General features: G+C 54.5%; 21 protein-coding genes. 5 read left to right on the top strand and 16 right to left on the bottom strand.

The annotated features are described in order from the left end of the window. Positions 1-641: 641 nt before the first annotated feature. From MKY12_RS01330 to MKY12_RS01320, 3 genes are all read right to left on the bottom strand, one after another. Positions 642-2156, bottom strand: a complete 1515-nt coding sequence (locus MKY12_RS01330) for an MDR family MFS transporter (protein ID WP_036722274.1) — start codon at positions 2154-2156, stop codon at positions 642-644. A gap of 9 nt (positions 2157-2165) precedes the next feature. Continuing rightward, positions 2166-2735: a GNAT family protein gene (locus tag MKY12_RS01325; protein ID WP_339312597.1), complete on the bottom strand. Its 570-nt coding sequence runs from the start codon at positions 2733-2735 to the stop codon at positions 2166-2168. A 179-nt stretch (positions 2736-2914) separates the two neighbouring features. Continuing rightward, the gene (locus MKY12_RS01320) at positions 2915-3214 is read right to left on the bottom strand and encodes a hypothetical protein (RefSeq protein ID WP_036700151.1); all 300 of its coding nucleotides are present in this window, start codon (positions 3212-3214) and stop codon (positions 2915-2917) included. Between the two features lie 231 nt (positions 3215-3445). Between MKY12_RS01320 and MKY12_RS01315 the strand changes: the two genes are divergently transcribed. After that, positions 3446-3925: a GAF domain-containing protein gene (locus tag MKY12_RS01315; RefSeq protein ID WP_036722270.1), complete on the top strand. Its 480-nt coding sequence runs from the start codon at positions 3446-3448 to the stop codon at positions 3923-3925. Between the two features lie 239 nt (positions 3926-4164). Here MKY12_RS01315 and MKY12_RS01310 read toward each other — a convergent pair whose 3' ends face one another. From MKY12_RS01310 to MKY12_RS01300, 3 genes are all read right to left on the bottom strand, one after another. Beyond that, positions 4165-6597, bottom strand: coding sequence for a glycogen/starch/alpha-glucan phosphorylase (locus tag MKY12_RS01310; RefSeq protein WP_036722267.1), 2433 nt, complete (start codon positions 6595-6597; stop codon positions 4165-4167). Between the two features lie 107 nt (positions 6598-6704). After that, positions 6705-7808: a glucose-1-phosphate adenylyltransferase subunit GlgD gene (gene glgD, locus MKY12_RS01305; RefSeq protein WP_036722265.1), complete on the bottom strand. Its 1104-nt coding sequence runs from the start codon at positions 7806-7808 to the stop codon at positions 6705-6707. Positions 7809-7831: 23 nt separating this feature from the next. Then, entirely contained in the window at positions 7832-8995 is a 1164-nt protein-coding gene (locus MKY12_RS01300; protein ID WP_036722262.1) for a glucose-1-phosphate adenylyltransferase, read from the bottom strand. Positions 8996-9476: 481 nt separating this feature from the next. Here MKY12_RS01300 and MKY12_RS01295 point away from each other — a divergent pair, with 481 nt between their 5' ends. From MKY12_RS01295 to MKY12_RS01285, 3 genes are all read left to right on the top strand, one after another. Then, positions 9477-10163 (top strand): response regulator transcription factor, encoded by a 687-nt coding sequence (locus tag MKY12_RS01295; protein ID WP_339253325.1) that lies wholly within the window; start codon positions 9477-9479, stop codon positions 10161-10163. Next, on the top strand, positions 10160-11629 hold the full coding sequence (locus MKY12_RS01290) for a HAMP domain-containing sensor histidine kinase (RefSeq protein WP_339312596.1): 1470 nt from the start codon (positions 10160-10162) through the stop codon (positions 11627-11629). The genes MKY12_RS01295 and MKY12_RS01290 overlap by 4 nt, the downstream gene beginning before the upstream one ends. A gap of 127 nt (positions 11630-11756) precedes the next feature. After that, the gene (locus MKY12_RS01285; RefSeq protein ID WP_339253321.1) at positions 11757-12323 is read left to right on the top strand and encodes an FAD-dependent oxidoreductase; all 567 of its coding nucleotides are present in this window, start codon (positions 11757-11759) and stop codon (positions 12321-12323) included. Between the two features lie 75 nt (positions 12324-12398). Here MKY12_RS01285 and MKY12_RS01280 read toward each other — a convergent pair whose 3' ends face one another. The 9 genes from MKY12_RS01280 to MKY12_RS01240 all read right to left on the bottom strand — a co-directional run bounded on the left by MKY12_RS01280 (position 12399) and on the right by MKY12_RS01240 (position 22110). Further along, entirely contained in the window at positions 12399-13382 is a 984-nt protein-coding gene (locus tag MKY12_RS01280; protein ID WP_339312595.1) for a glycosyltransferase family 2 protein, read from the bottom strand. 84 nt (positions 13383-13466) lie between these two features. Further along, positions 13467-15683: a glycosyltransferase family 39 protein gene (locus MKY12_RS01275; protein ID WP_339312594.1), complete on the bottom strand. Its 2217-nt coding sequence runs from the start codon at positions 15681-15683 to the stop codon at positions 13467-13469. A gap of 163 nt (positions 15684-15846) precedes the next feature. Further along, positions 15847-16392 (bottom strand): DUF1697 domain-containing protein, encoded by a 546-nt coding sequence (locus tag MKY12_RS01270; protein WP_036722249.1) that lies wholly within the window; start codon positions 16390-16392, stop codon positions 15847-15849. Positions 16393-16440: 48 nt separating this feature from the next. Continuing rightward, positions 16441-17241 carry an aminoglycoside phosphotransferase family protein gene (locus MKY12_RS01265; RefSeq protein ID WP_339312592.1) on the bottom strand — a complete coding sequence of 267 codons (801 nt, stop codon included), beginning with the start codon at positions 17239-17241 and terminating at the stop codon, positions 16441-16443. 57 nt (positions 17242-17298) lie between these two features. Next, positions 17299-17898 carry a hypothetical protein gene (locus tag MKY12_RS01260; RefSeq protein WP_339312590.1) on the bottom strand — a complete coding sequence of 200 codons (600 nt, stop codon included), beginning with the start codon at positions 17896-17898 and terminating at the stop codon, positions 17299-17301. Positions 17899-18042: 144 nt separating this feature from the next. Then, positions 18043-19167: an endospore germination permease gene (locus MKY12_RS01255; RefSeq protein ID WP_339312588.1), complete on the bottom strand. Its 1125-nt coding sequence runs from the start codon at positions 19165-19167 to the stop codon at positions 18043-18045. A 35-nt stretch (positions 19168-19202) separates the two neighbouring features. Further along, the gene (locus tag MKY12_RS01250) at positions 19203-19406 is read right to left on the bottom strand and encodes a hypothetical protein (protein WP_036722240.1); all 204 of its coding nucleotides are present in this window, start codon (positions 19404-19406) and stop codon (positions 19203-19205) included. Positions 19407-19408: 2 nt separating this feature from the next. Continuing rightward, entirely contained in the window at positions 19409-20566 is a 1158-nt protein-coding gene (locus MKY12_RS01245; protein ID WP_339312586.1) for a Ger(x)C family spore germination protein, read from the bottom strand. Then, on the bottom strand, positions 20563-22110 hold the full coding sequence (locus tag MKY12_RS01240) for a spore germination protein (protein WP_339253311.1): 1548 nt from the start codon (positions 22108-22110) through the stop codon (positions 20563-20565). Before MKY12_RS01240 ends, MKY12_RS01245 begins: the two co-directional genes overlap by 4 nt. A gap of 292 nt (positions 22111-22402) precedes the next feature. On the opposite strand from MKY12_RS01240, the gene MKY12_RS01235 reads away from it, so the two are divergent. Further along, positions 22403-22768, top strand: a complete 366-nt coding sequence (locus MKY12_RS01235) for an MGMT family protein (protein ID WP_339312585.1) — start codon at positions 22403-22405, stop codon at positions 22766-22768. Here MKY12_RS01235 and MKY12_RS01230 read toward each other — a convergent pair. Continuing rightward, complete coding sequence (locus tag MKY12_RS01230; RefSeq protein ID WP_339312583.1) at positions 22765-23472, bottom strand: DUF1361 domain-containing protein; 708 nt, start codon at positions 23470-23472, stop codon at positions 22765-22767. The two genes, MKY12_RS01235 and MKY12_RS01230, sit on opposite strands and share 4 nt — an antisense overlap. Positions 23473-23505: the final 33 nt, after the last annotated feature.

The raw sequence follows: 23505 nt of genomic DNA, 5'->3' as shown, positions 1-23505 counted from the left end.
TGAGGAATCGGCGGTTGTGAATCTATTCACTAATTGAGCCAATTATCAGAATAGGGGTTGTTCCAAAAAGCATGAACCTGCTGCTTGGAACAGCCCTTTATTTTGAGCAGAATCAACATAAGCACTCGAGTGGACGCTGCGTGAACGGACCGAGGTTTGGGTCGCTGTGCTCGTGAGAATTTTTTTCATTCCCTTTTGCGGTAAAAATCCCGAGACCAAGGCGAACGCTATCGCTTTTCCACATTCGTTCCGTCCTCCCCGCTGTTTAAGCGGGATGCGAATACCTAATTTCAAAATATACAAGCGGAAACGGCTGCGTACACGCACCGTATGCCTCGTTCACGCATATTGTATGTGGTTTTTCGCATACATTCTGGCACATCTACCTCGTACACGCATATTGTATGTGGTTTTCCACATACATTCTGGCACATCTACCTCGTTCACGCACAATGTATGTGGTTTTCCACATACATTTGGCACATATGCCTTCACGCCCACACATTGTAAGTGGAATTTCGCATAGGTTCAGCCCGATGACTTTTCCCCAGCGCTATGCACATATATGATTCACAACAGACAAGGAAGGTCCCCGTCCATCCCCAATCGAGCGATTTCTTTTCCGTGCTAAGACTTGAAGCTTAACGCTTCGATGGTGTATTTACTTCCTGTATGGAAGGCACCCCTTGGTCAAGACGCACTGAGATTACCAGGGAGATCACAGCGAACACTGCCATCACGATGAACAGGGAGTGCAGACCGCCCTCCAGCGCACCTTGCAGACTGCTCCAGGCTTCCTTAGGCAGCACACTTCCGCTATGCGGGTTAAGCAGCTGGTTAATATCTGCGCCGGAGGCGGCTGCCCCCGGCTGTTCCGCCAGGCTCCGGTCAATACTGAAGTTCAGCCAAGAGCCGAAGATTGCCACCCCCACCGTCTGCCCGAGTGAGCGGGTGAAGGTGTTCAGTGCCGTAGACGCACCGCGCTGCTCATGCTGCACCGAGGACTGGGCGATAATGGTGAAGACGGTCGAGGCATAGCCGAAGCCCACCCCGCAGAATAGCATCAGCACCAGAAGCAGCAGCTGCGAGGAGTCTGCATTCATCAGCGTAAGCCCCACGGCTGCGATAACAATCAGCGACAGGCCGAGCATTCCCGTACGGCGCGTGCCTGCACGCAGAATCATCCGCCCGCCTGCGATGGAGCCCAGCATCCAGCCGACCGACATCGGTGCCAGGAGCAGGCCCGAGAGGGCGGCGCTTTTGCCGAATACGCCCTGCACCCACAGCGGAACATACGTAGACAGGCCGATAATGAGCGTACTGACCAGCAGATTCGCACCTGTAGAGACTGCAATATTACGGATGGAGAACAGCTCCAGCGGCAGCATCGGCTCGGCGGCCCGGCGCTCCACGAACAGGAACACCACCAGCAGCAAGACAGCCGCCAGGAGAATAGCCAGCAGCAGCGGAGAATTCCAGGGCAGACTCTGCCCCCCAGTCGTCAGGCCAAACAACAGCGCCCCCATTCCCGCAGCGAACAGCAGCACTCCGGCTACATCGATCTTCGTCTTGCGGCGGACCTTCTCTTCCTTAAGATAACGCGAGATGAAGATAATCGACAGCAGGCCGAACGGCAGATTGAACACGAATACCCAGCGCCAGCTTAAGTAATCCACTACATAACCGCCAAGCAGCGGCCCGACCAGCGAAGAAATCCCCCACACTGAGCTAAGCAGCCCCTGCGTCTTCGCCCGTTCCTTCAGACTGTAGATATCTCCGATAATGGTAAAAGTCATCGGAATCAGCGCCCCCGCACCGATCCCCTGAATCCCCCGGTAAATAATCAGCTGCTGCATACTCTGCGAGACTCCGCATAACAGCGAGCCTGCGAGGAAGACTACGGCCCCGCCAATGAACACGGGCTTCCTTCCGATCAGATCGCTCAATTTGCCAAAAATCGGCGTGGTCACTGCCATCGCCAGCAGATAAGCTGTAAAGATCCAGCTCAGCCACTGCATCCCCTGGAAATCCCCTACGATGGCCGGCCCCGCCGGACCCGTTACCGTCCCTTCAATCGCTGCCAGAAATGTAGCCAGCAGTACGCCTGTCAATATTAACTTCCGCTGCTTGTCCCCCAGTGAACTCAATGAATCCATACCTTCTCTCTATGTTCTCTCTCCTGCGCCCGTATCTCCTTGCAGCAGGGAATACATCACTACATCCTGATAGCCCGATGCTGTATGCCGGTATTGCCGCAGCAGGCCTTCCTGCCGGAAGCCAAGTCCTGTGAGCAGACGCTCTGCCCGAAGGTTGCCCGGATGGCACAAGGCTTCCATCCGGTTCAACCCCATGCTCTGGAAGCCGAACGCAAGCGCAAGCGTAAGCGCTTCCTGCATGTACCCCTGGCGCATGGCTGCCGGTGACAGCTCGAAGCCGATCTCTCCCCGGTAAGCGCCTTGAAGCTGCCAGTGGTTATAGCCACAGCTGCCGATGACACGGCCTTCCGGCCCCAGGATGCTCCAGCGCAGGCTCTCTTCCTCCACCGCCCACTCCGCCAGCAGGGCAATCAGTGCTTCCGTATCCTCCACAGAGGACAGTGGCGGGCCATCCAGCCAGGGCGCTACTTCCGGATGGCTCCAAATCGCGAACAGCGCCTGCGCGTCCGCCGGCAGCATCGCCCGCAGACGTACCCTCCGTCCGCTTAATTCCGGAATAACCCCTCCGCACACATACATGTTCCCGTCCCCTTTCAACCCTATCAGTATACATCTTATTCTGCCCGGACGGCGTATTTACCTGTCACTCCCGCTTATCCATCACAAATAGCGTCTGCCCCCATGGCTTGCCGCCACACGGTCAGACGCTGTACCTTATCCCTGATGTTATATTCCATTCGGTGCAGCTACGTTCAGACTTAACCCGAAGCACCCGCTGCCTTAACCGGCTTAAGCACTTCGGTGCACAGTACACCAAGCTTGGCCTGAATGGCTTTGAACTCTTCGATTCCTGTTCCCGTGACACTATAAGCGTCGCCATGGGCGGTGAGGAAATTCTCCTGGGTCAGCCGTTCCAGCTCCTGTTTCACTTCGCGCTCCGCCACCCGATACCCCAGGTTCTCCAGCTCCGGCAGCATTTCCGTTAGTGTCAGATCCTTCTCATGTGCACAATATAGCATATGGATTCCAATAAACAAGTTCTGTACGTCGGCGCGCATGTTTCACTCCTTCTGGCTACTAGCCTGCTGTATTTATAAAAGCATTACCCTGCCCTGAGTTCCCGGAAACATCCCCGCTTAAGTAATTCTTGCTTCTTCCTCTTCTTCCACTAAGCGGTAAAACCTATTAATCCCCCGTTAATGCTTGACGTATAGCGCTTCACTGTACTATCTTGATAGTTAACAGTTATGGGATTCATACTGACTCAAGGTACAGGAAGGTGATGCTTCATGTTTCAAGCCATGCCTTATGATGGCACTCGCAGCGAACGGTTCGAAGCCGTTCTCAGCCAGCTCGGGGCACTGATGGAGGGTGAACCGAACGCCATTGCCAACTTGGCCAATGCTTCGGCGCTGTTAAAGCTCTCTCTGCCGGACACCAACTGGACCGGTTTCTACTTGTACGACGGCACAGAGCTGGTGCTCGGCCCCTTCCAGGGACTTCCGGCCTGCATCCGGATTCCGCTGGGCCGCGGTGTCTGCGGAACCGCAGCCGCCGAGCGCCGCACGCTAGTGGTCGGCGATGTTCATGCCTTCCCGGGGCATATTGCCTGCGATGCTGCCTCTAACAGCGAAATAGTTGTTCCTCTGGTCAAAGGGGACACCCTCTATGGCGTACTGGATATCGACAGCCCGCTCAAACACCGCTTCGACGACGAGGAGCGCCGCTTCCTCGAACGGTTCGCAGCCATGGTATCCGAGGTGCTGTAAGGCTAGCCTTCATCAGCAGCAGCAAGTACGTCCTGAACCGCAAAATACCCCCACAAAGTGGAGCTTAGCTTTGATGATGACTCAGGTACTTTGCGGGGACCCCAAAACATATTAATTCTTATGTACCAAAGAAGCCGCCCAATGCAGGAGTTTTTCCTGGATAGGGCGGCTTTTGCTTTGCTGTTCTGATTATACCGCCTGGAGCTGCGGCTATGAAGCTGCAGCCTGTACCGATGGCGTTACAGCCGGACCGGATCGATATGCCAGATCTCGGCGGCGTAGCGGCTAATCGTATTGTCGCTGGAGAATTTGCCGGAATGGCCGATATTGATGATGGACTTCTTCAGCCATTCCTTCTGGTTCCGGTAAGCCAGGTCAATCTTGACATGGGTCTCCACATAGCTGGCGAAATCCTTAAGCACGAAGAATTCGTCATTGTTATCAATCAGCGACTGGAAGAGTGTATCGAACTCCTGGGCATGGGAGATGAAGGGGCCAGGGACGATTAGCTGATCCAAGACTTCTTTTACCCGGCCGTCGCCATTATAGATATCGCGGGCGTGGTATCCGCCGTACTGGTAATAATCAAGTACCTGCTCTGCCCGGAGGCCGAACAGGAACATATTATTGTCCCCTACCATCTCATGCATCTCCACGTTAGCCCCGTCCATGGTTCCAATCGTCAGCGCACCGTTCATCATGAACTTCATATTGCCGGTACCAGAGGCCTCCTTACTTGCCGTGGAGATCTGCTCGCTAACATCGGCGGCCGGAATAATCTTCTCCGCCAGCGATACCGAATAATTCTCCAGGAAGAAGATACGGATCTTCCCGTTAATGTCAGGATCTCGGTTCACAACATCAGCCACCGTATTGATCAGCTTAATGATCCGCTTGGCCAGATGATAGCTTGGAGCAGCCTTGGCACCGAAGATGAAGGTCCGCGGCACGATATTAATGGATGGATTATCCTTAATTTGATTATATAAATGCATAATATGAAGCACGTTCAGCAGCTGGCGCTTATAGGCATGCAGGCGCTTGACCTGTACATCGAAGATCGAGTCGGGATCTACCGCAATACCATGCTTTTTCGTGATATATTCAGCCAAATGCAGCTTGTTGCGGCGTTTGATGGCGGCCACCTGCTCCTGGAAGGAGGCATCCTCACTGTATTTGATCAGTCCGATCATCTCCTGGGGCTGATGCATCCAGCGGGTGCCAATGGACTCGCTGATCAGTCCGGCAAGCTCGGGATTGGCATGCTGCAGCCAGCGGCGGTGCGTAATGCCGTTGGTCTTGTTATTGAAGCGGTGCGGATACATCTCGTTGAACAGCCGCATCTCACGCTTTTGCAGAATCTCCGTATGCAGCGCCGCTACACCGTTCACACTGTGGCTGGCGACAATCGCCAGATGTGCCATCCGTACCTGATCGTCATGGATGATCGCCATCTGATTGATCCGGTCCTGGTCTCCGGGATATTTACTCATCAGCTCGCCGCAGAAGCGGGCGTTAATCTCCTCAATAATCAGGAAGATGCGCGGAAGCAGCTCTCTGACCATGCCGATCGGCCACTTCTCCAGTGCTTCGCTCAGAATGGTATGGTTGGTATACGACACCATCCGGGTAGTCATGCTCCAGGCCTGATCCCAGCCCAGATGATAGACATCCATCAGGATGCGCATCAGCTCAGGGATCACCAGCGTAGGATGAGTGTCATTGATATGCAGAGCTACCTTGTCAGGCAGGCTGTCAATCGGCAGACCCGTCTTGGCGAAGGTCCGGATAATACTCTGCAGGCCGGCACTGCACATGAAATACTGCTGCTTCAGACGAAGCAGCTTGCCTTCGTACTGGGAATCATCGGGATACAGGAATTCAGAGATAGATTCCACCGAACGCTTGTATTCCAGGAACTTGTGATAATCCGTACCGCCCTGAGCGCCGAAGACTCTCGATGGCTGGGTGATGGACTCGGCACTCCAGTTCCGCAGCGTGTTCACATGTCTGCGGTCTGCACCGATAACCGGAATATCATACGGAACCGCCCGTACGGCTTCATAATCTCTATGCTCGAATACAAGCTCTTCGTTCTCCCAGCGGGTGTCCACCTGTCCCCAGAAATGCACCTCGACCTGTTTGTCCTCGCGGCGTACTTCCCACACGTTGTCATTCTGCAGCCAGTAATCCGGCAGCTCCACCTGATAGCCGTCTACAATCTTCTGCTCGAACAAGCCGTATTTATAACGGATACCGCAGCCGTGTCCCGCATATTGCAGGGAAGCGAGCGAATCCAGGAAGCAGGCGGCCAGGCGGCCCAGCCCACCGTTGCCCAGACCGGCATCGGCTTCCACCTCTTCGATATCCTGCAGACAGAAGCCCAGATCCGCGAGGCCCTCACGGACAACCTCCAGCACGCCCATATTCAGCAGGTTATTACCCAACAGCCTGCCGATCAGGAATTCCATGGAGAAATAATATACCTGCTTATCCTTATCGATCTTGAACTTCTGATTGGTGTCCGCCCAGTCCTTACCGGCACTCTCCCGGATCATGTTGCCGAGAATATTATAGATGTCGGCGTTCGAAGCTTCTTCAAGCGGCTTGCCTAATTTCCCGATGAGTTTCTCACGGAACACTTGTTTGAAAGTCTCTTTATCGTTGAACAACAGCAGGTTCCTCCTTACAGATGCATGTATTGGTTGAAATTAGTGCCTATTACAACACTGGATCAGAAGAAATGCCCCGAAGTGGCACATTCCCCCTGATCCAGATATTATATCTTGCTGCTCTTGGCAATGACAAATGGACGCCTGCTGTCTCCAACGAGTATCCGGTCTTTGCTGAGATGCACATCTTTGTCCATGATCACATTCTCAATCACGGCATTCTCTTCAATCACGCATTTCTGCATAATCACAGAATTAATAATTCTCGCACCCTTACGAATCTGTACGCCCCGGAAAATAACGCTGTTCTCCACCGTCCCGGCGATTACACAGCCGTTGGCCACCAGCGAGTTGCTGACCGACGCACTATCCAGATAACGGGTAGGCGCCTCGTATTTAATCTTGGTCTGCACCGGATTCTCTTTGAACAGGCCAAAGTAATTCTCCTGCTTCAGCAGCTCCAGACTGTTCTTATAGTAACTCTCCAGCGAATTGATAACGGCATGGTAACCCTTATATTCATAGGCGGAGATTTTGAATTTGTGGCGGTTCTTCTGAATGGCATCGCGGAAGAAATAGCTCTCGCCATGGGCAATGCAATGCTCCACCTGCTCCAGGAACAGCTTCTTCTCCATAATGAAGATGTCCAGATACACATTCGGATGATGCTTCTCATGGTGAATATTCGTAACGAGGTTGTCGTCATTAAGCTCGACCCGCAGACACGGATCATGCTCCGGCTGAAGCTCGTCAATCTGCTTGTAGACCATCGTTACATCCGCGCCCTGCTCCAGGTGATACTGATAGAGGTCCTGCAGATCCACCGTGTTAATGTGCTGGCTGCCGGAGAAGACGATGTATTTGGCCGAAGCCCTTTTGAAGAAATCCAGATTGTTATGATAATGCTGCAGGTCTCCCAGGGAGGTGTCCGTAGGGTCATTCCAGTCTGGCGGCAGGATGAACAGTCCGCCGTGCTTACGGTTCATATCCCACGATTTGCCGTCACCGAGATGATCCATCAGCGACCGGTATTTGCGGCGGACGAACAGTCCCACGCTCTCCAGCTCTGCACGCATCATGTTGGACAAAACGAAATCAATCAGCCGGTACCGGCTGGCGAAGGGGACCGCTGCCCCGCAGCGGAAATAGGTCAGTTCATTTAAATTATCCAATTCATGATCAAGATTAATTACACCCATAAGCTCTTTCATCGGAATCCCCCGCCCTCTTGTGGTTATATGGTTTTGGCTGCTACAGATTTGAGCTTCTTGCTTCGTTTGTCGATCAGCAGAATTTCATTCTCATTCTCCCGGTCGACGCCGATTTCCATATTATCCTCAATGACCGTGTTCTGACTGATGATGGCTTTATGAATTCTCACGTTCTTGCCGATCTTCACCTTGGGCATAATGACAGAGTCGGTGATGACACTGCCTTCGCCCACTTCAACCCCGTAAAAGAGGACAGAGTGCTTCACCTCGCCATGCACGATGCAGCCCTCATTAATGATGCAGCTCGATACCTTGGCTCCCGGTGCCACATATTGTGCGGGCTGATTCGGATTACGGGTGAAGATTCTCCAGCCGGTATCGTTCAGATTCAGGGGAGGCGTATCGCTCAGAAGATCCATATTCGCTTCCCACAGACTGTCTACCGTACCTACATCTCTCCAGTAGCCTTCAAAAGGATAAGCGTACAGGGATTGGCCTTCACCCAGCATCATCGGAATAATGTCCTTACCGAAGTCATGGGATGATCCGGCGTTCTCCCCGTCCTCAAGCAGATGCTTGCGCAGAACATCCCATTTGAAAATATATACCCCCATAGAAGCAAGTGTGCTCTTAGGCTGGGCCGGCTTCTCTTCGAACTCGTAAATCTTCAGATCATCTTCCGTATTCAGTATGCCGAAGCGGCTCGCTTCCTCCAATGGAACGTCAATGACCGAGATGGTGCAGTCGGCGTTCTTGGATTTGTGATATTGCAGCATGGCATGATAATCCATCTTGTATATATGGTCTCCCGACAGAATTAACACATGCTCCGGATCGAATTGATCCACGAACTTAAGATTGCGGTAAATGGCATCCGCCGTTCCCCGGTACCAGCTGCTTCCATTCTCCCGTTCATGCGGAGGCAATACGAATACGCCGCCATCCTTACGGTTCAAATCCCAGTCGCTGCCGACTCCGATATACGAATGCAGCACCAGCGGTTCATATTGTGTCAGCACACCCACGGTATCGATGCCCGAATTCGAGCAGTTACTTAGGGGGAAGTCGATGATCCGGTAGGTTCCTCCGAAATAAACAGCCGGTTTGGCAATCGATTTGGTCAAACTTTTTAATCTTTTCCCTTGGCCTCCCGCCAATAGCATGGCTACCATCTCTTTTTTCTTCATGGAAGAGCCTCCTTGACTTATGGGTAATGGAACATGTAATAAATTAGGTTGAATGAGTGATGATGTGAAGTTAGACCTAAGTAAATACCCTAAAAAGAAGTGTTGTGAAAAGATGTAGCCCAAAAGAAATGCAGAGACAGGATGAATACGGGTGATACGGGGAGGAAAACAGCTGATCGGGACATATTACCGGTTAAGCCGAATCAAAAGCAAAAACCAGGTTGTATCCTTTATTCTAATAGTGTTCTATACCCGCCGTCAAAACCCTTTATTGCCCGCCTTAAACTGAGTAATTTCTAACTATATTTCATATTCATGGCGCGATAAATCACTATAATTAGATTAATATGATTAACCGCAATCAGCGCGAATGAATCGAAGGTTTGGCTCCAAAGACCTATTTTCAGCAAACCTTCAACCTGTGGCTTCAAACTATGGACATACTATACTTACTTAATTACTGGATATGGAGGAATTGCTAATGAAAGCAGCCCAAGGTGTCCGGCTACTCCTGGTGGATGATGAGCCTCATATCCTTCAGTTTCTGGAGCTGGGCCTAATTAACGAAGGCTTTGAGGTACAGACCGCCGCCGATGGCGCTGAGGCCCTGGCAGCAGCGGCCGACTTCAAGCCGCATGTCGTCATCCTTGATGTGATGATGCCCGGCATGGACGGATTCGAGGTCTGCCGGTGTCTCCGCGCTGAGGAAGCAGAGGTGGCGATCATTATGCTGACCGCGAGGGATGAGGTGGACGACCGCGTCACGGGCCTGTCCCTGGGCGCAGATGATTACATGGTGAAGCCGTTCAGCTTCGAGGAGCTGCTGGCCCGGATTCAGGCCCGGCTGCGCAACCAGTTCCCCGGCCTGCTCGGCGAGGTCCGCTGCGGCCCCTTCCGGATTGACGGCCGCCGCAAGGAGATCCGCCATAAGGAGGAGGTGCTGGAGCTGTCTCCGACCGAATATGAGCTGCTGCAGTATCTGGTGATCAACCACGGACTGGTCCTGAGCAAGCCGATGATTCTGGACAAGGTGTGGGGCTATGACTTCGGCGGAGAGGAGAATATCGTGGAGGTCTATATCCGCTCCCTCCGGGAGAAGCTCGGCGACAAGGAGCACCGGATCATCCGCACCCTGCGCGGGGCGGGGTACCGGGTGGATCTGGTATGACTGCCCGGACCCGTAGATTCACGGGCAGATTCCATGCTCCGCGTTCCCTGCGCAAGCAGTTGCTCGTCACCTCGCTGCTCATTCTCTCAGGATTGCTTATACTGATCGGCACACTCCAGTATGTACTCATGCGAAATTTCATATACAGCAACCGGGCAGAGGCGATGGAGACCCAGATACGCTCTGTGCCATTTGAAATCTTCAATAATGCAGGTAACAGACGACCCGGAGGAGACCGTCGTCCCCTGCTGCTGGACGCCCATACTACCCTCGCTATCTACAATCAGGATGGCGGCTTCATGGATTTGAAGGAAGAGACTCTGTCCGCTTCGCCTGCACCGAGAATGAGTAATGAGGCTTATGACCAGCTGTTGAAGCTCCCCCAGGACAAGAGGGGCGGGAATTACCAGTTGATTACCGCCGGGGATGGCAGCGGACATCTGGCTGTCTTCATGAATCTGGGCAGGCCCGGTGCTGCCCGGATGCTTCTGCAGATGACAGTGGAGACCGGACCGCTGAGGGATGTCATCCTGCAGCAGCTGCTTATCTTCGGCGCATTGTCGGTAGCGGCTCTGCTGGCCGGGCTGCTGCTGTATTTGCCTACGCTGCGCAAGACGCTGGTCCCCTTATCCAACATGGGGCGTTCGGCCCAGATTATCGATGCCGGCAACCTGAATGTGCGGTTCCCCGAGGAGCAGGGCCAGCTTGAGATCGACCAGCTCTCCCAGTCCTTCAACGGCATGCTGGAGCGGCTGGAGATTTCGTTCAAGAATGAGCGGGAGGCGAAAGAGCAGATGCGCCGGTTCGCCGCCGATGCTTCCCATGAGCTGCGGACGCCGCTGACGTCCATCTACGGCTTCCTGGAGGTGCTGCTGCGCGGAGCTGCCGATAACCGGGAACAGCTCTACAGCGCGCTCAGCAGCATGCACGGTGAAGCCAAGCGGATCAACAAGCTGGTGGAGGACCTGCTTCTGCTCGCCCGGATGGACGGCGCACCCCGGCTGCGGGTCAAGCAGGTACTGCTGGGCGAGCTGATCGACGACATGCAGGCGCAGCTCCGGGTACTGGCCGGAGAGCGGCAGGTTGTCTTCGACCTAGCCTGCGGCATCCGGTGCCTGGTTGATCCTGACCAGATCAAACAGGTCCTTCTTAATCTATTCCACAATGCAGTTCAGCATACCGATGCGGTCAAGGGCATCATCCATATATCTCTGCACGCCGCAGGAGAACTGGCAGAGCTGACCGTGAAGGATAACGGCTCCGGCATCTCTGCGGAGCATCTCCCGCATGTCTTCGACCGCTTCTATCGCAGCGATTCCTCCCGCACACGCAAATACGGCGGCTCCGGGCTTGGATTATCGATTACGAGGTCCATTGCCGAAGCGCATCACGGAGAGGTGACGGTATCCAGCGCTCCGGGTGAGGGCGCTGCCTTCAAGGTCTCCCTTCCATGCCTGCGGGATTAGCCAATGAGCTGTAAATAGCGATATAATAGGTTTATGCTATCAAAACTTAAGCGTATGCTTCCGAAGTGAGTTTTGCGAAGTGGTTCCATGAGGGGTTATGCTATCAAAACTTTTAGGAGGGTATCTCATGTACGAAATCGCCATTATCGGTGCCGGTCCTGCCGGTGCAAGCGCCGCCCTGTTCGCTGCCAAGGCCGGCAAAAAAACACTGCTGATTGACAACGACAAAGGTATGACCCGCAGAGGCTGGTATGAGAATTATTACGGAATTAGCGAGATCGGCGGACCTGATCTGGTAGAAACCGGACATAAGCAGGCCGTGAAGTTCGGGGCCGAGCTGGTTGCCGGACAGGCGACCTCACTGGAAGCCAGCGGTGAGGGCTTCGTCATCGGGACAGAGAGCGGAGCTGCTTATGAAGCTAAGCATGTCGTGCTGGCGACAGGTGTTCTGACGGATCTGGCTGCCGCAGCCGGGGTAACGACCAAAGAAGGTACGGAGCCAAGAATCAAGACGGTGATCGCCGCCACACCGGAAGGCAGAACCAACATCGACGGGATCTGGGCCGCCGGAACCGTTGCCGGAATGAGTGTCCACGCCATTATCACTGCCGGGGACGGCGCCAAGGTTGCCGTTAACATTATCAGTGAGCTGAACGGCGCACGTTATGTCGATCACGATTTGCTGAAGGCTTAGCAGATACAGCTGTTACATAAGAACCGCCTTTCCTTTTTGGAGGAGAGGCGGTTTTTTGATGTGGAAGGAATATGGTTATTTGTTGAGACTGGCGACTCTCTGCTCCTGCGCGCTCTGCTGCGGCCTGCCGCTGTAGAATTCCTGAACGATGTAGAGGGGACGGCCCTTCGATTCATCATAGATCCGTCCGACATACTCCCCCAGAATACCCAGCATGAGCAGCACGAACCCGTTGAAGGTCAAGGTGATCCCGATCATCGATGCCCAGCCCTTCACGGCCGCATCCGTAAAGAGCGCCAGATACAGCACATACATCAGGTACAGAAACCCGGATACGGACAGCAGTGCTCCAAGAACACCCGCCAGCTTCAGCGGCTTATAAGAGAAGGAGGTAATCCCGTCCAGCGACAGCTTCAGCATCCGTCTGAATGGATATTTGGTCTCTCCGGCTACCCGCTCCTCCCGCTCGTATTCTATCGCCTTCTGGCGGAATCCGACCCAGCTGACCAGACCGCGCACGAAGCGGTTCTTCTCCGGCAGACGCTTCAGCTCATCGCAGACTCTGCGGTCCATCAGGCGGAAATCGCCGGTATCCACCGGAATGGAGATATCTGTCGAATAACGCAGCACCCGGTAAAATAAGCTGGCCGACCACTTTTTGAATAGGGACTCTCCGTTTCGCTTGATCCGCTTGGCATACACGACCTGGTAGCCTTGCTTCCACTCCGCAATCATCTCCGGAATCAGCTCGGGCGGGTCCTGGAGATCCGCGTCAATGATCACGACCGCATCGCCCAGCGCATAATCCATACCTGCGGTAATAGCGACCTGATGCCCGAAATTGCGGGACAGATCGATCAGCTTCACACTTTCATCCCAATAGCTGTATTCCTCGATCATCTGCGCGCAGTTGTCGGTGCTGCCGTCATTGACGAAGATCAGCTCGTAGGGCTCGCCTGTTATGCCCATTACTTTTTTGATGCGCCGGTAGGTCTCCTGAATAACAGCCTCTTCATTGAACATCGGTATTATAATGGAATAGCGCACTTGAACACTCATGGGCAGCTCCTCCTCAAAAGTAGTAAGGAAGCGCGCCGGCACACGGCCGGATATACGCGCTTCCTGATCTCCTGCTCATGCAGGTTAGTTCAGGGTGATCTCGTACAAGGTTCCGGCATTGCCGCTGTTCTGCGTTCCCTGCCAGTCTGCGGCCGGAACCTCCGTCCCGTTCGCGGTAATCCATTCCGTAATCTCCGAGCTGCCGCCGCCCCGCATCCCGCCCATGCCGCCGCTGGTGACCAGGAAGTACTTCACTTGCCCGCTCTCTACAAGCTCCTTCAGAGTGGCTGGGGTGTAGGGCGTATCTGACGCATTGAAGCCGTTCAGGATGACGACCTGCTCCCCTTCGTCGATGATATACGGGCCTGCCGTTCCATAATCCATCGCTGCGAACAGATATTTCTCGCCGGTATTATGCTCCTTGAGATAGGTCAGCAGAGACTCATTGATACCGGCAGCGTTATTCCTTCCCCCCATGCCGCCCATGTTGGCTATGTCGGGCATGTTGGCTATGTCGGGCATGTTGCCCATTGCCCCCATCCCGAAGGGGCTGCCGCTATCCGGCCCTGCTGCTGGAGTCATGCTATTATTTCCATAGACAATCGGTGTAAATGCCCAGTAGAGCGGGCCAATCAGCAGCACCAGGAACCCTGCTACCGCAGCGGCATGTAACCAGGAATGCTTAGTCCGTACCGCCTTCAGCAGCCGCAGAATTATTAGCACTACTGTCATTGCAATACCTGCTGCCAGTATGCCCACGGACCAGCCGCTGCCGATGGTATCGTTATACGGACGGATAATATACACCTCAAGCACCGTTGTAGCCAGCACCGCTGCGGGCAGCAGCCACGACAGCCAGGTCTGCCGCTCCTTATAGTAGCTCCAGAGCTGAGACCAGCCTGCACCTGCCAGCGCCGCCACCGGCGGAGCCATCATAATCAGGTAGTACTGGTGGAAGAAGCCGGCAATGCTGAAGAATCCCATGACCGGAACCAGCCAGGCCAGCCAGAAGATGGCTTCCTTATGCTGCCGGGTGAAGCTCCTGCGGCGCAGGCTGGCCAAGATCCCGATGCTGCCAAACAGCACGAACGGCAGCAACCAGCTCGCCTGGCCGGACAGCTCCTGCTGAAACAGCCGCAGCGGACCGGCAGTGCCTGTGTTGAACATGCCGCCGCCGTTCATCCCTCCGCGTCCGTTCGGGCTTCCGAACCCGCCGAAGCCGCCGTCCGCTCCTTCACCGCGCCGTCCGCCGTCCTGACCGCCCGGCACCATTCCGCCACCGCGTCCGTCCTGGCCTGGAGCAGTCCCGCCGCTGTCACGGCTCTGATTGTCCCCGACGGCGGAATCTCGGCCGTTCATCGTCCCTTGTCCGTCCGCGCCCCCTTGTCCGCCAGCTCCATCCATGGGCGGGAATTCACCGCTAAAGTCCGGCATTTCCCCGTTCATTCCGTTCATTCCGGGCATGCCACCGCCGCCGCCGAAGCCCCCGCTCCCGGCTCCTCCAGTGCTGCGGTCACCGGTCAGACGGGACACACCGTTATAGCCAAAAGCCAGATTAAGCACAGAATTGGTGCCGCTGCTCCCGATGTAAGGCCGCTTATCTGCCGGAATGGAATCGACAATTACAGCCCAGGATAGAGACACTGCCAGCAGTACGGCAGTGCAGGCTGCAAGGGTGCCGGTCTTTTTTTTCCAGTTCACCTGGGCTGCCAAAAGATAGAACAGATAAAAGGCCGGAAGAACCATATACGCCTGCAGCATCTTCTCATTGAAGGCGACACCGATAAGCCCGAAGGCGGCGAGCAGGCTACCCGGCCGGTGGGTCCGGGTGCCTCTGAAGAGAAACCATGCTGCCAGCAGTAGAGTGAATACCAGCAGCGCATCAATATTGTTCGTCCGGCTTACTGCCGCTGCTACCGGGGTAGCCGCCATAACGAGCGCTGCAAGCCGTGCCGCCGCCCGTCCGAAGGTTGGCTTCACCAGCAGATAGACTAAGAGTACCGAGCCTACACCGCCGAGCACCTGCGGGAGAATGACACTCCAGCCATGCAGGCCGAAGACCAGCGCGCTTAAGGTCTGCAGCCAGAAGGTTACCGGCGGCTTATCGACCGTTACAGACCCTGCTGAATCCAGGGAAGCGAAGAAGAAGTTATGGAAGCTCTGCAGCATGCTGCCCACTGCGGTTGTATAGTACGTATTGGCATATTGGTCATTCCAGATTCCGTATCCGTACAGGACGGCTGCCAGCAGCATAATCATTACCAGTACAACATCGGTACCCGGCCTCTTCAGTATTTTCATCGTTTGATCCACTCCGATTCGTTCATTTCTTAGGTGTATTATGGCATCCGTACCTTAACCGGCAATGAATGCCCGCTGAATGTTTGCTGAACGTGCCGGACACGCCAAATACCCCACCAAGAGATACATCCTGGTGGGGTATTTGGGAGAGCAACTATTTCCTTTACGGCTTACGGGCCAGCGCTGCTACCTTGTTCAGGGTATTCCAGTTGCGCGCGGTAAGCGCCGTTCCCAGCAGCTTGTCGAATGACACCTTGAACAGCGGCGACTCGCTCACACTCACTTCATAGAAGGCATACAGCTCCTTGCCGATCACCCGCACCTTATCGGCTCCATCCTCATAGGGACGGAGCTTCTCCAGTGCTTCAGCGGCTGGCTCCGCTGCCAGAAACGAGACGTACAGGCGCTTGTAGGCTTCCGGCTCACTCTGCGGGAACGGGTTGCCGGCAATGGCCGCCTCCAGCTCCTCCAGAGAACGGATGATTACAGGCACCTCAAAGCCGAAGGTCTCCTGGATCTTCCCGCTAATCATCTCCGCCAGCCCGTCGCCTGTTAACGCTTCACTCTCAAATACAACGTTGCCGCTCTGAATGTAGGTGCGCACATGCTCATATTTAAGCGCTTCGAACATCGCCTTCAGTTCTTGCATCTTAATGATTTTGTTGCCGCCGACATTAATGCCGCGCAGTAAGGCAATGTATGTATTCATCTGCGTTCCGCCTTCTCTATATCATCTATTATTCTGTTGCCCGCAGCGCTATGCTCTCAGGCGTCTGCGGATCTCGCGGACCAGCAGCTCCTTCTCGGGAACCGGGAGTCCCTCAACCAGCCGTGCCGCCGCCACCGGCAGTATCCACGGGTTGATATCTGCAAGCGTCAAGCCTGACAGCTTCAGATACCTGCGGACATATTGCGCGGTCAGCCGCTTCCTGGCGAACCCTAAGAACCCCTTAGTGAACACAGAAGCCGACTCAGGTATGGCCCCGATACTGAACATGATCACCGACCGTGCAACATCTGCTGCAGGATTGCCGCGGACGCCGGTCATCCAGTCAATGACCCACAGCTTGCTGTCCATCAGGATGTTGTCCGGGTGGAAATCTCCATGGCACAGCTTCTCCCCGTTCGGCAGCCGGGCAAGCCGGGACAGAATCTTTGTCTTCTCCTCTGTCTCAAGCATGGGCGCGGCGATAATCTGCTGCTCCAGCCGCTTCTTCTGCGCTCCTGCTTCGCCCATGCCATCGAGCTGGTGAAGGCTATGATGCAGGCCGGCCATCTGCTTGAAGCCGCTGAAGTTCAGCCACGGCTTCCGGTTCATTTGCTGTAACAGGGTAGGACCGGCGATCTGCTGATACACAATTCCCGGTCTGCCCTCTACCACTACCCGCTCATGGGGCTGCGGAGTAGCAACACCTTGTTCATAGACCCATTTACTGAAACGGTATTCTAAGTCCACATGCTCTTCCGGAACGTCATCGCGGTACAGCTTAAGAATCTTTCCTTCCCCGTACTCCAGCACTTCCGCCGTTCTGCCTTGACCGATTACCTTCCCCTGCATATCAATGCCCTCCAGGCTAATCCAGACTGATCCGCGAGTAAATGCTCTCATCTCCCTTTATAGTGAATCGCGGAAAAACTCATGATAGAAATTAATAATAACCAGCAGCACAGCCAGTGATTCGTTGACGCTATCCACTTCCAGAGCGTGGTTGGCATCGTCAATCCTGTATACCCTTACCTGCTTCATGCTGCTAAGCTCGGCAGGATGCTGCCCGGTGAACATCGGGTCACTCCCGCCATAAATTACACTGCCCCGGCTCTGCCGTATGAACGGAAGGCTCTCGGGAACAGGGGTAAGGAACAGATGCGAGACCTTCTCGCCCACTCCGGGCTCCGACGCAACCTTACCCGCAATAATCGTCCCCATACTCTTGCTGATGAACAAAAGCTGCTCGTAGTCGGGAAGTGAAGCAAGCGCAATCTTGCATTCCTCGGCAACAATATCAATCTCCTCGCGCTTGAAGGATACTCTCGCAGCCTGGTAGCCGTATTCAAGCAGCAGCAGGTCACAGCCGTATTCCCGGGCCAGCTTGCCCGCATAATCCAGCAGCGGCCGCTCGGCGGAATAATTCTGTCCCGGAAACACCACGGCCAGCATCTTGGAGCCTTGCGTAATAAGCTTATGTCTGACCTCTCTGCCCCAATGTGAGGACATTACAATGCTGGATACGCTCATCTATCATCCACGCCTTTCCTACCTGTTCTATGAGATTCTCTCTTGCCTCTCATTATAGCTAACTTCAGCACAGGTTGAAAACCGGACAGCCCCGCAGGGCGGGGCTGGATAGCTGACGCTGCTCTATGAACCTTCCGGCTGCTGCTCTGGAAGGGCCTTGTGTCTACTGTTCCTTCTACGGGCAAGAAGCTCGGCTGTAAGCCATAGTACCACAGGAATCACCACTTCGAACGGGAGGGCATATACCTTGTAGATGTGATAAGCGAACTCCTCCATTTCCATAATATTGGAATAAATGAAGTCCGACAGATAGATCATGATCAGCCCCATCTGAAGCACTACAGACCGGTAGCTCCCCAGCTTGAATACCTTCGCTACCCCGTTGCAGGTTACATACAGGCACAGACTGACCTTGATGAAGAGCGCCGTAACAAACACAATGGCAGCGGAGCCTTCAATCCGGGTGACGAAATCGCCAATATTAATCCGGCTGACCGCCACGTAAGAGGGGAAGTACAGGCTGGACAGAATATCAGGGCCGAGCATCAGCAGGTTACGCAGCGTGATCATAATAATGATCCCCCCTGCAATCAATGTGCTGCTGACCAGCACCCGCTTGGCAGAGCCCTTGGCCGGAATAGCGCTGAATGCGCCAAGGAAGACTACAATCTCGGCAAAAGGGAAGGTGAACGAGCCTGCTGTATCTGCAAGAATAAGGTTGAATCTGGTATGGAGTAGCGGCTTCAGATGATGGTATTCAAATTTGGGTACGGAGAGTAGTTGTAAGATCACAATTACAATCAGCGAGAACAGCAGCAGGAATTTGGCGCTTCTTCCAAGCACCTCGATCCCGGCGTGGACCACCCACATACAGAGCAGGCCAATCATAAGCATGGGTGCGAGCATCGGAGTTGCGGTTAAAGCCACGGTCTTGCTGAACTCCCCGAAATTGCGCAGCACCAGCGCGCCCAGATGTAAAGCATACCAGATATACAGACAACAGAGCATCCGTCCCAGGACGGAGCCGAACACTTCAATCAGCATGTCATACAGATCCTTGCCCGGAAACAGGACATGGAGTCTTGCATAGATCAGCATAAGGGGAATCGCCAGCAGAATCGCCAACATTTGGGCAATCCAGCTGCTGTTGCCGGACTGTGACGAGGTTCCCAGGAACAATGAAGCACCGGTGACAAATAATACAGCGATGCTGATCGACTGGCCAGCCGGAATAGTCTCTTTGCTCACACTCTCCTCCTCCTTCAGCGGTGCGCTCTTGCGCTCTAATATAGCTTTTTCACCCAATCCACAAACAGCGGGGACGGACTGGGAATCTCCCAGTGCATCGACAAGGCGAAGGCCAGCGCGAAGGAGATCAGATACAGGGCGGAGCAGACCAGGAAATCCCGCTTCATTCCCTTCTTCCGCAGCCCATACGGATCAATGACCGCTATCAATGCGTAGATTAATACCACGTAAATGACCATGCTTAATCCCCCAGCCGGATGGCCCGCGAAGTCTTGGCACTGCTCTGTATCGTCACCTTGGACTTGACGCTCACTTCAAGACCGGCAAAGACCTCAGGCCAGCGGTCCTTCACATTGTCCCAGAGCTTAGGCTGGTTCTCGTACAAGCTCTCGCCAAAGCCAAAAATATCAGCCTCATATTGCTGCTGCATCTTATGAACTAACGCAAGAATATCTGCCTGCAGCTGCTCGGCTGCCCTTTGCTCGATATCCTGAAGCGTCTCATCCTTAAGGAATCCATCCGGTGTCATCACCTCATCCAGCCCTGTCTTGGTTACAGTACGAATGTCTATTTGGAGCTTGCCATCCACCATTTGGTGCTTCAGCTTGGTTTGATTGGAGATAATCTCCAGCGAATACGCGGGATTCCCCCGCTTATCATCTACAGCCAGCACCCCACCCTTCAGTACATTTTTGACGATAAGCATCGTCTTCGTCTCATCGCCGCTCAGCTTGCCCACCATCCGGTCCTTCACGAATACGGCGGTACCTGCCACCCTTTCGCTCTCCTCACCATTTTTCCGGTGAATATGAATGATTGGGGCCGTCGCATTGATCCCCGAGGTCTCCAGCTTGTCGATGAAATCCCAGATCTCCACAGTCGGGGCGGTATTCGTATACCTCTCGTCACGCATCATCTGGGCCAATTCAAAGGACAGGATAGCTTCCGTGGTACTGTTCAGATTGAGCACCTCGCGGGCCGTCTTCTCTCCAGACACGAAGATGAACACATCCGACCGGGTCTCCGTGTCCCGGCTGTACCAGTCAATGACTTTGACCAGCCCCTCTCTGGCCGCTTCCTCACTGATGATGATTGCCTTCGCATGACTCCAGAAAAGCTTCTTGCCTGTCATAGAGATCATATTGCGGACGATCTCAAACATCGTATTCCCGCTGAGGCTGACCATCTTGTAGCCCGCCTGGGCCTTGTCCGCCGACCCGCCTGTATCCACTACCTCTGCTGTAAGCAGCAGCTTCCCATTCTCATTCTTATCAATGGCCACTCCGGCGACAATCGCCATATCATCCACCTCGGCATAATTCCAGCAGCCGGTGAGTCCCAGGCTCAGCAGCAGCAACAGTGCGATAAGAGAGGTACACCTTCTCAGCAGAGATCTCATGACCGCTTGGCCGGTCTCTTGGCCGGTTTCCGTCTCCGGTTGCGCATGCCAATCACCGCAGGGCGCAAGTTCATATCCCACCAGGGCGCCCGGACGGTTGTATCCTTAATATCCTGGGGGCGGATCGAGCCTACCCCGAGCATGTATGAGACGCCGAAGGAGCGCAGGCTCATTAGGTGAATGACCAGACCGAGCAGACCGAAGAAATACCCGTAGAGGCCCAGGAAGAAGGTTGTGCCCAGCAGCACCAGTCTGGCGATGATCAGCGGTCCGGTCAGCCTCGGATTGAGCAGCGTCGTTATCCCTGTCAATCCCACCACAATGACCATCGGCGCACTGACAATCCGCGCATCCACAGCAGCCTGGCCCAGCACCAGCGCCCCGACAATGCTTACAGCCTGGCCAATCGCTGTCGGTATCCGTGCCCCCGCTTCCCGCAGCACCTCGAAGATGGTCAGCATAAGCAGCGCTTCCACTATGGTTGGAAAAGGCACCGATTGCCTGGCAGTCGCAATACTAAGCAGGAGCAGAGTGGGGACCATCTCCTGGGCATAGGTTACAAGGGCAATATAAGCGGCCGGGATACTGATCGACATGAAGGCTCCCAACACTCTAAGCACACGGTTAAACGATGCAAAATAATAGTTGATATAATAATCCTCACTGGCCTGGAAGTTCTCAACGAATACATAAGGAACGGTCAGCGCAAAAGGGGTGCCTTCGACGAGGACCGCAACCCGGCCCTCCATGATTTTACTCACAAGTGTGTCCGGCCGTTCGGTACTTCCAACGGTTTCAAACGGAGAGTAGGGCTCGTCACGGATCAGCTCGGACAGATAACCCGTGTCCAGAATCAGATCAAGCTCCACCTTCTCCAGCCTGTCATACAGCTCCTTAATAATGTCGGGAGAGGCCAGGCTCCCCATATAGCAGATACAGGTCTGCGTCTTGCTGCGTGTTCCGATTTCCGTGAATTCAAATTTCAGATCCGGGTCGCGCACCCTGCGGCGGATCAGGGTCAGATTCACAAGCAGCGATTCGGTGAAGCCCTCACGGGGGCCACGCACCGTTTTCTCTGTAGTAGGCTCTTCTATCGCTCTGGAGTCCCATCCCTGAACATTGATGAGAAGCCCTCCGGCATAGCCTTCCAGCAGCAGCACCGCCTTCCCGCTGACGACCGCCCCGATCAGTCCATCCATCTCCTCGGAGACCATGACATCTGGGGTATCAATGACAGTCAACCGGATTCTCTCCATCAGAACCTTAGGGTCCCGGTGCTCTTCTTCTGCGGGCTGGTAGGCGAGTACCGGCTTGATAATCCCCGTCTGAATCAGATTCCGGTCCACCATTCCATCGACATAGATTAACCCGCAGCGAACGGAAGCGCCCTGGCTGTTCTCTATAATCCTTACTCTTAGTGTCCCGTCGTTATTGAATATCTTCCGCAGCCGATCCACCGTCTCCTCCAGCGAAGGGCTTAGTGGAGGATGCGCTGATAGGGTACCGGCAGCTTCGCTGTTCAGTGCAGGTTGCTTGTTCTTCACCGCTATCACTCCTCTCAGAGATCTATTGCTCTGATTATCCCCCGTCTCTCTAACTCCTATTCGCCAGAATTTGCTGGATAGGAGAAGCAGAAGCCGCCCGGACCTTGAACGGCACAGCAAATAAGCCCGCTCTGTAAAAGAGGGGCAGGTTGAGTCCAGGCTTCGTATGATATCGGCAGCCGCTGCTCCACTAAGGCAAATGCTCCTTGCAGCAGCCGCTTTATGTTATGGTTAGTACAGTTAGATAACAGCGGTGGGATTGTTACAGAGAAAGGTAAAAGGAGCACATAAAATGACACCATTCACGCGAAAAGTTATTCTCATTATTCAGTCGATCCCGGAAGGCTCCGTCATGACCTACGGCGGGATTGCCCGGGCGGCCGGAAGTCCCCGGGCGGCCCGGCAGGTCGTGCGCATTCTGCATTCCATGAGCAGGAAGTACAAGCTGCCGTGGCACAGGGTCATCAACGCCAAAGGAATGATCTCGCTCACCGAAGACGAATCCGCCTCCCTGCAGCAGCTATATTTAACCGGAGAGGGCGTTATCTTCGATGAACGGGGCGTAGTTGACCTGGAGCGCTACCAGTATGTTCCGGCTCCTGAGCTGGAGATGGACATGGAGCTTCCGCCTGAACTCGGCAATGAGGAGGACACTTAACCTATCTTCCTCCGGCCCTCGGAATAACTCCTGCGGCTTCCGCCCGCCAGCCCGTTCAGCAGGCAATACATCGTGGCATAGATCACCAGCAGCACAAAGGCGACGAACAGGCTGAAGAACACTGACTGCCGGTTCAGACTGTCCATGACCAGCCGGTAGAGCTGATGGCGGTCCGTCAGCACATCCCAGCTGTTCAGCCGGTAGACTCTGCCAAGCAGGACGCCGTAGCCGCCCATGACACAGGCGAACAGGACGAAGACCCACGAGAGCAGCATGTTGCTTTTCCGGTAGATCACGTGCTGGAACTGGTACAGGGAGAAGAATCCGGTCAGCCAGCCGCTCCAGGTGAACAGGAGGAGGGTGGTCAGATCATACCAGTACCGGTTCTGGATCGTTCCGCCGACGATATACTTGCTTTTGCGGACAGTCAGATGGATCAGGTCAGTCATAATATAAGGCGCATTCGGAAAAAACAGCAGCCAGGCTACGCCCAGCGGCAAAATCAGCAGCCCCCCGATCTTCCGCTTATCCAGCTCATGCGCAGCCATGGAGAAGAAGAACGGCACCCAAGCCAGAAACAGATTCCAGAGCAGAAAGGCATAGAACGTATCCGTCTGCAGGGAAACTACGCGGTACACCGCAAGCGTTGCCCCCGTCATAGCAGCCAGAAGGATGAACACCTTGGTATAATTCAGTTCTCTCATGAAGGATAATCTCCTTACCTCGATATAGTCCAA

The organism is Paenibacillus sp. FSL M7-0896 (genome assembly GCF_037975415.1).
Lineage (GTDB): Bacteria > Bacillota > Bacilli > Paenibacillales > Paenibacillaceae > Paenibacillus_AQ > Paenibacillus_AQ silagei.
The sequence above is the reverse complement of the archived record's forward strand: the minus strand, read 5'-3'. Positions and strand labels throughout refer to the sequence as shown.

Bases quoted from the DNA above. Each gene is read 5' to 3' on its own strand.
- MKY12_RS01330 (WP_036722274.1), bottom strand. From the start codon at position 2,156: ATGGATTCATTGAGTTCACTGGGGGACAAGCAGCGGAAGTTAATATTG.
- MKY12_RS01325 (WP_339312597.1), bottom strand. From the start codon at position 2,735: ATGTATGTGTGCGGAGGGGTTATTCCGGAATTAAGCGGACGGAGGGTA.
- MKY12_RS01320 (WP_036700151.1), bottom strand. From the start codon at position 3,214: ATGCGCGCCGACGTACAGAACTTGTTTATTGGAATCCATATGCTATAT.
- MKY12_RS01315 (WP_036722270.1), top strand. From the start codon at position 3,446: ATGTTTCAAGCCATGCCTTATGATGGCACTCGCAGCGAACGGTTCGAA.
- glgD (WP_036722265.1), bottom strand. From the start codon at position 7,808: ATGAAAGAGCTTATGGGTGTAATTAATCTTGATCATGAATTGGATAAT.
- MKY12_RS01300 (WP_036722262.1), bottom strand. From the start codon at position 8,995: ATGAAGAAAAAAGAGATGGTAGCCATGCTATTGGCGGGAGGCCAAGGG.
- MKY12_RS01295 (WP_339253325.1), top strand. From the start codon at position 9,477: ATGAAAGCAGCCCAAGGTGTCCGGCTACTCCTGGTGGATGATGAGCCT.
- MKY12_RS01290 (WP_339312596.1), top strand. From the start codon at position 10,160: ATGACTGCCCGGACCCGTAGATTCACGGGCAGATTCCATGCTCCGCGT.
- MKY12_RS01285 (WP_339253321.1), top strand. From the start codon at position 11,757: ATGTACGAAATCGCCATTATCGGTGCCGGTCCTGCCGGTGCAAGCGCC.
- MKY12_RS01280 (WP_339312595.1), bottom strand. From the start codon at position 13,382: ATGAGTGTTCAAGTGCGCTATTCCATTATAATACCGATGTTCAATGAA.
- MKY12_RS01275 (WP_339312594.1), bottom strand. From the start codon at position 15,683: ATGAAAATACTGAAGAGGCCGGGTACCGATGTTGTACTGGTAATGATT.
- MKY12_RS01270 (WP_036722249.1), bottom strand. From the start codon at position 16,392: ATGAATACATACATTGCCTTACTGCGCGGCATTAATGTCGGCGGCAAC.
- MKY12_RS01265 (WP_339312592.1), bottom strand. From the start codon at position 17,241: ATGCAGGGGAAGGTAATCGGTCAAGGCAGAACGGCGGAAGTGCTGGAG.
- MKY12_RS01260 (WP_339312590.1), bottom strand. From the start codon at position 17,898: ATGTCCTCACATTGGGGCAGAGAGGTCAGACATAAGCTTATTACGCAA.
- MKY12_RS01250 (WP_036722240.1), bottom strand. From the start codon at position 19,406: ATGGTCATTTACGTGGTATTAATCTACGCATTGATAGCGGTCATTGAT.
- MKY12_RS01245 (WP_339312586.1), bottom strand. From the start codon at position 20,566: ATGAGATCTCTGCTGAGAAGGTGTACCTCTCTTATCGCACTGTTGCTG.
- MKY12_RS01235 (WP_339312585.1), top strand. From the start codon at position 22,403: ATGACACCATTCACGCGAAAAGTTATTCTCATTATTCAGTCGATCCCG.
- MKY12_RS01230 (WP_339312583.1), bottom strand. From the start codon at position 23,472: ATGAGAGAACTGAATTATACCAAGGTGTTCATCCTTCTGGCTGCTATG.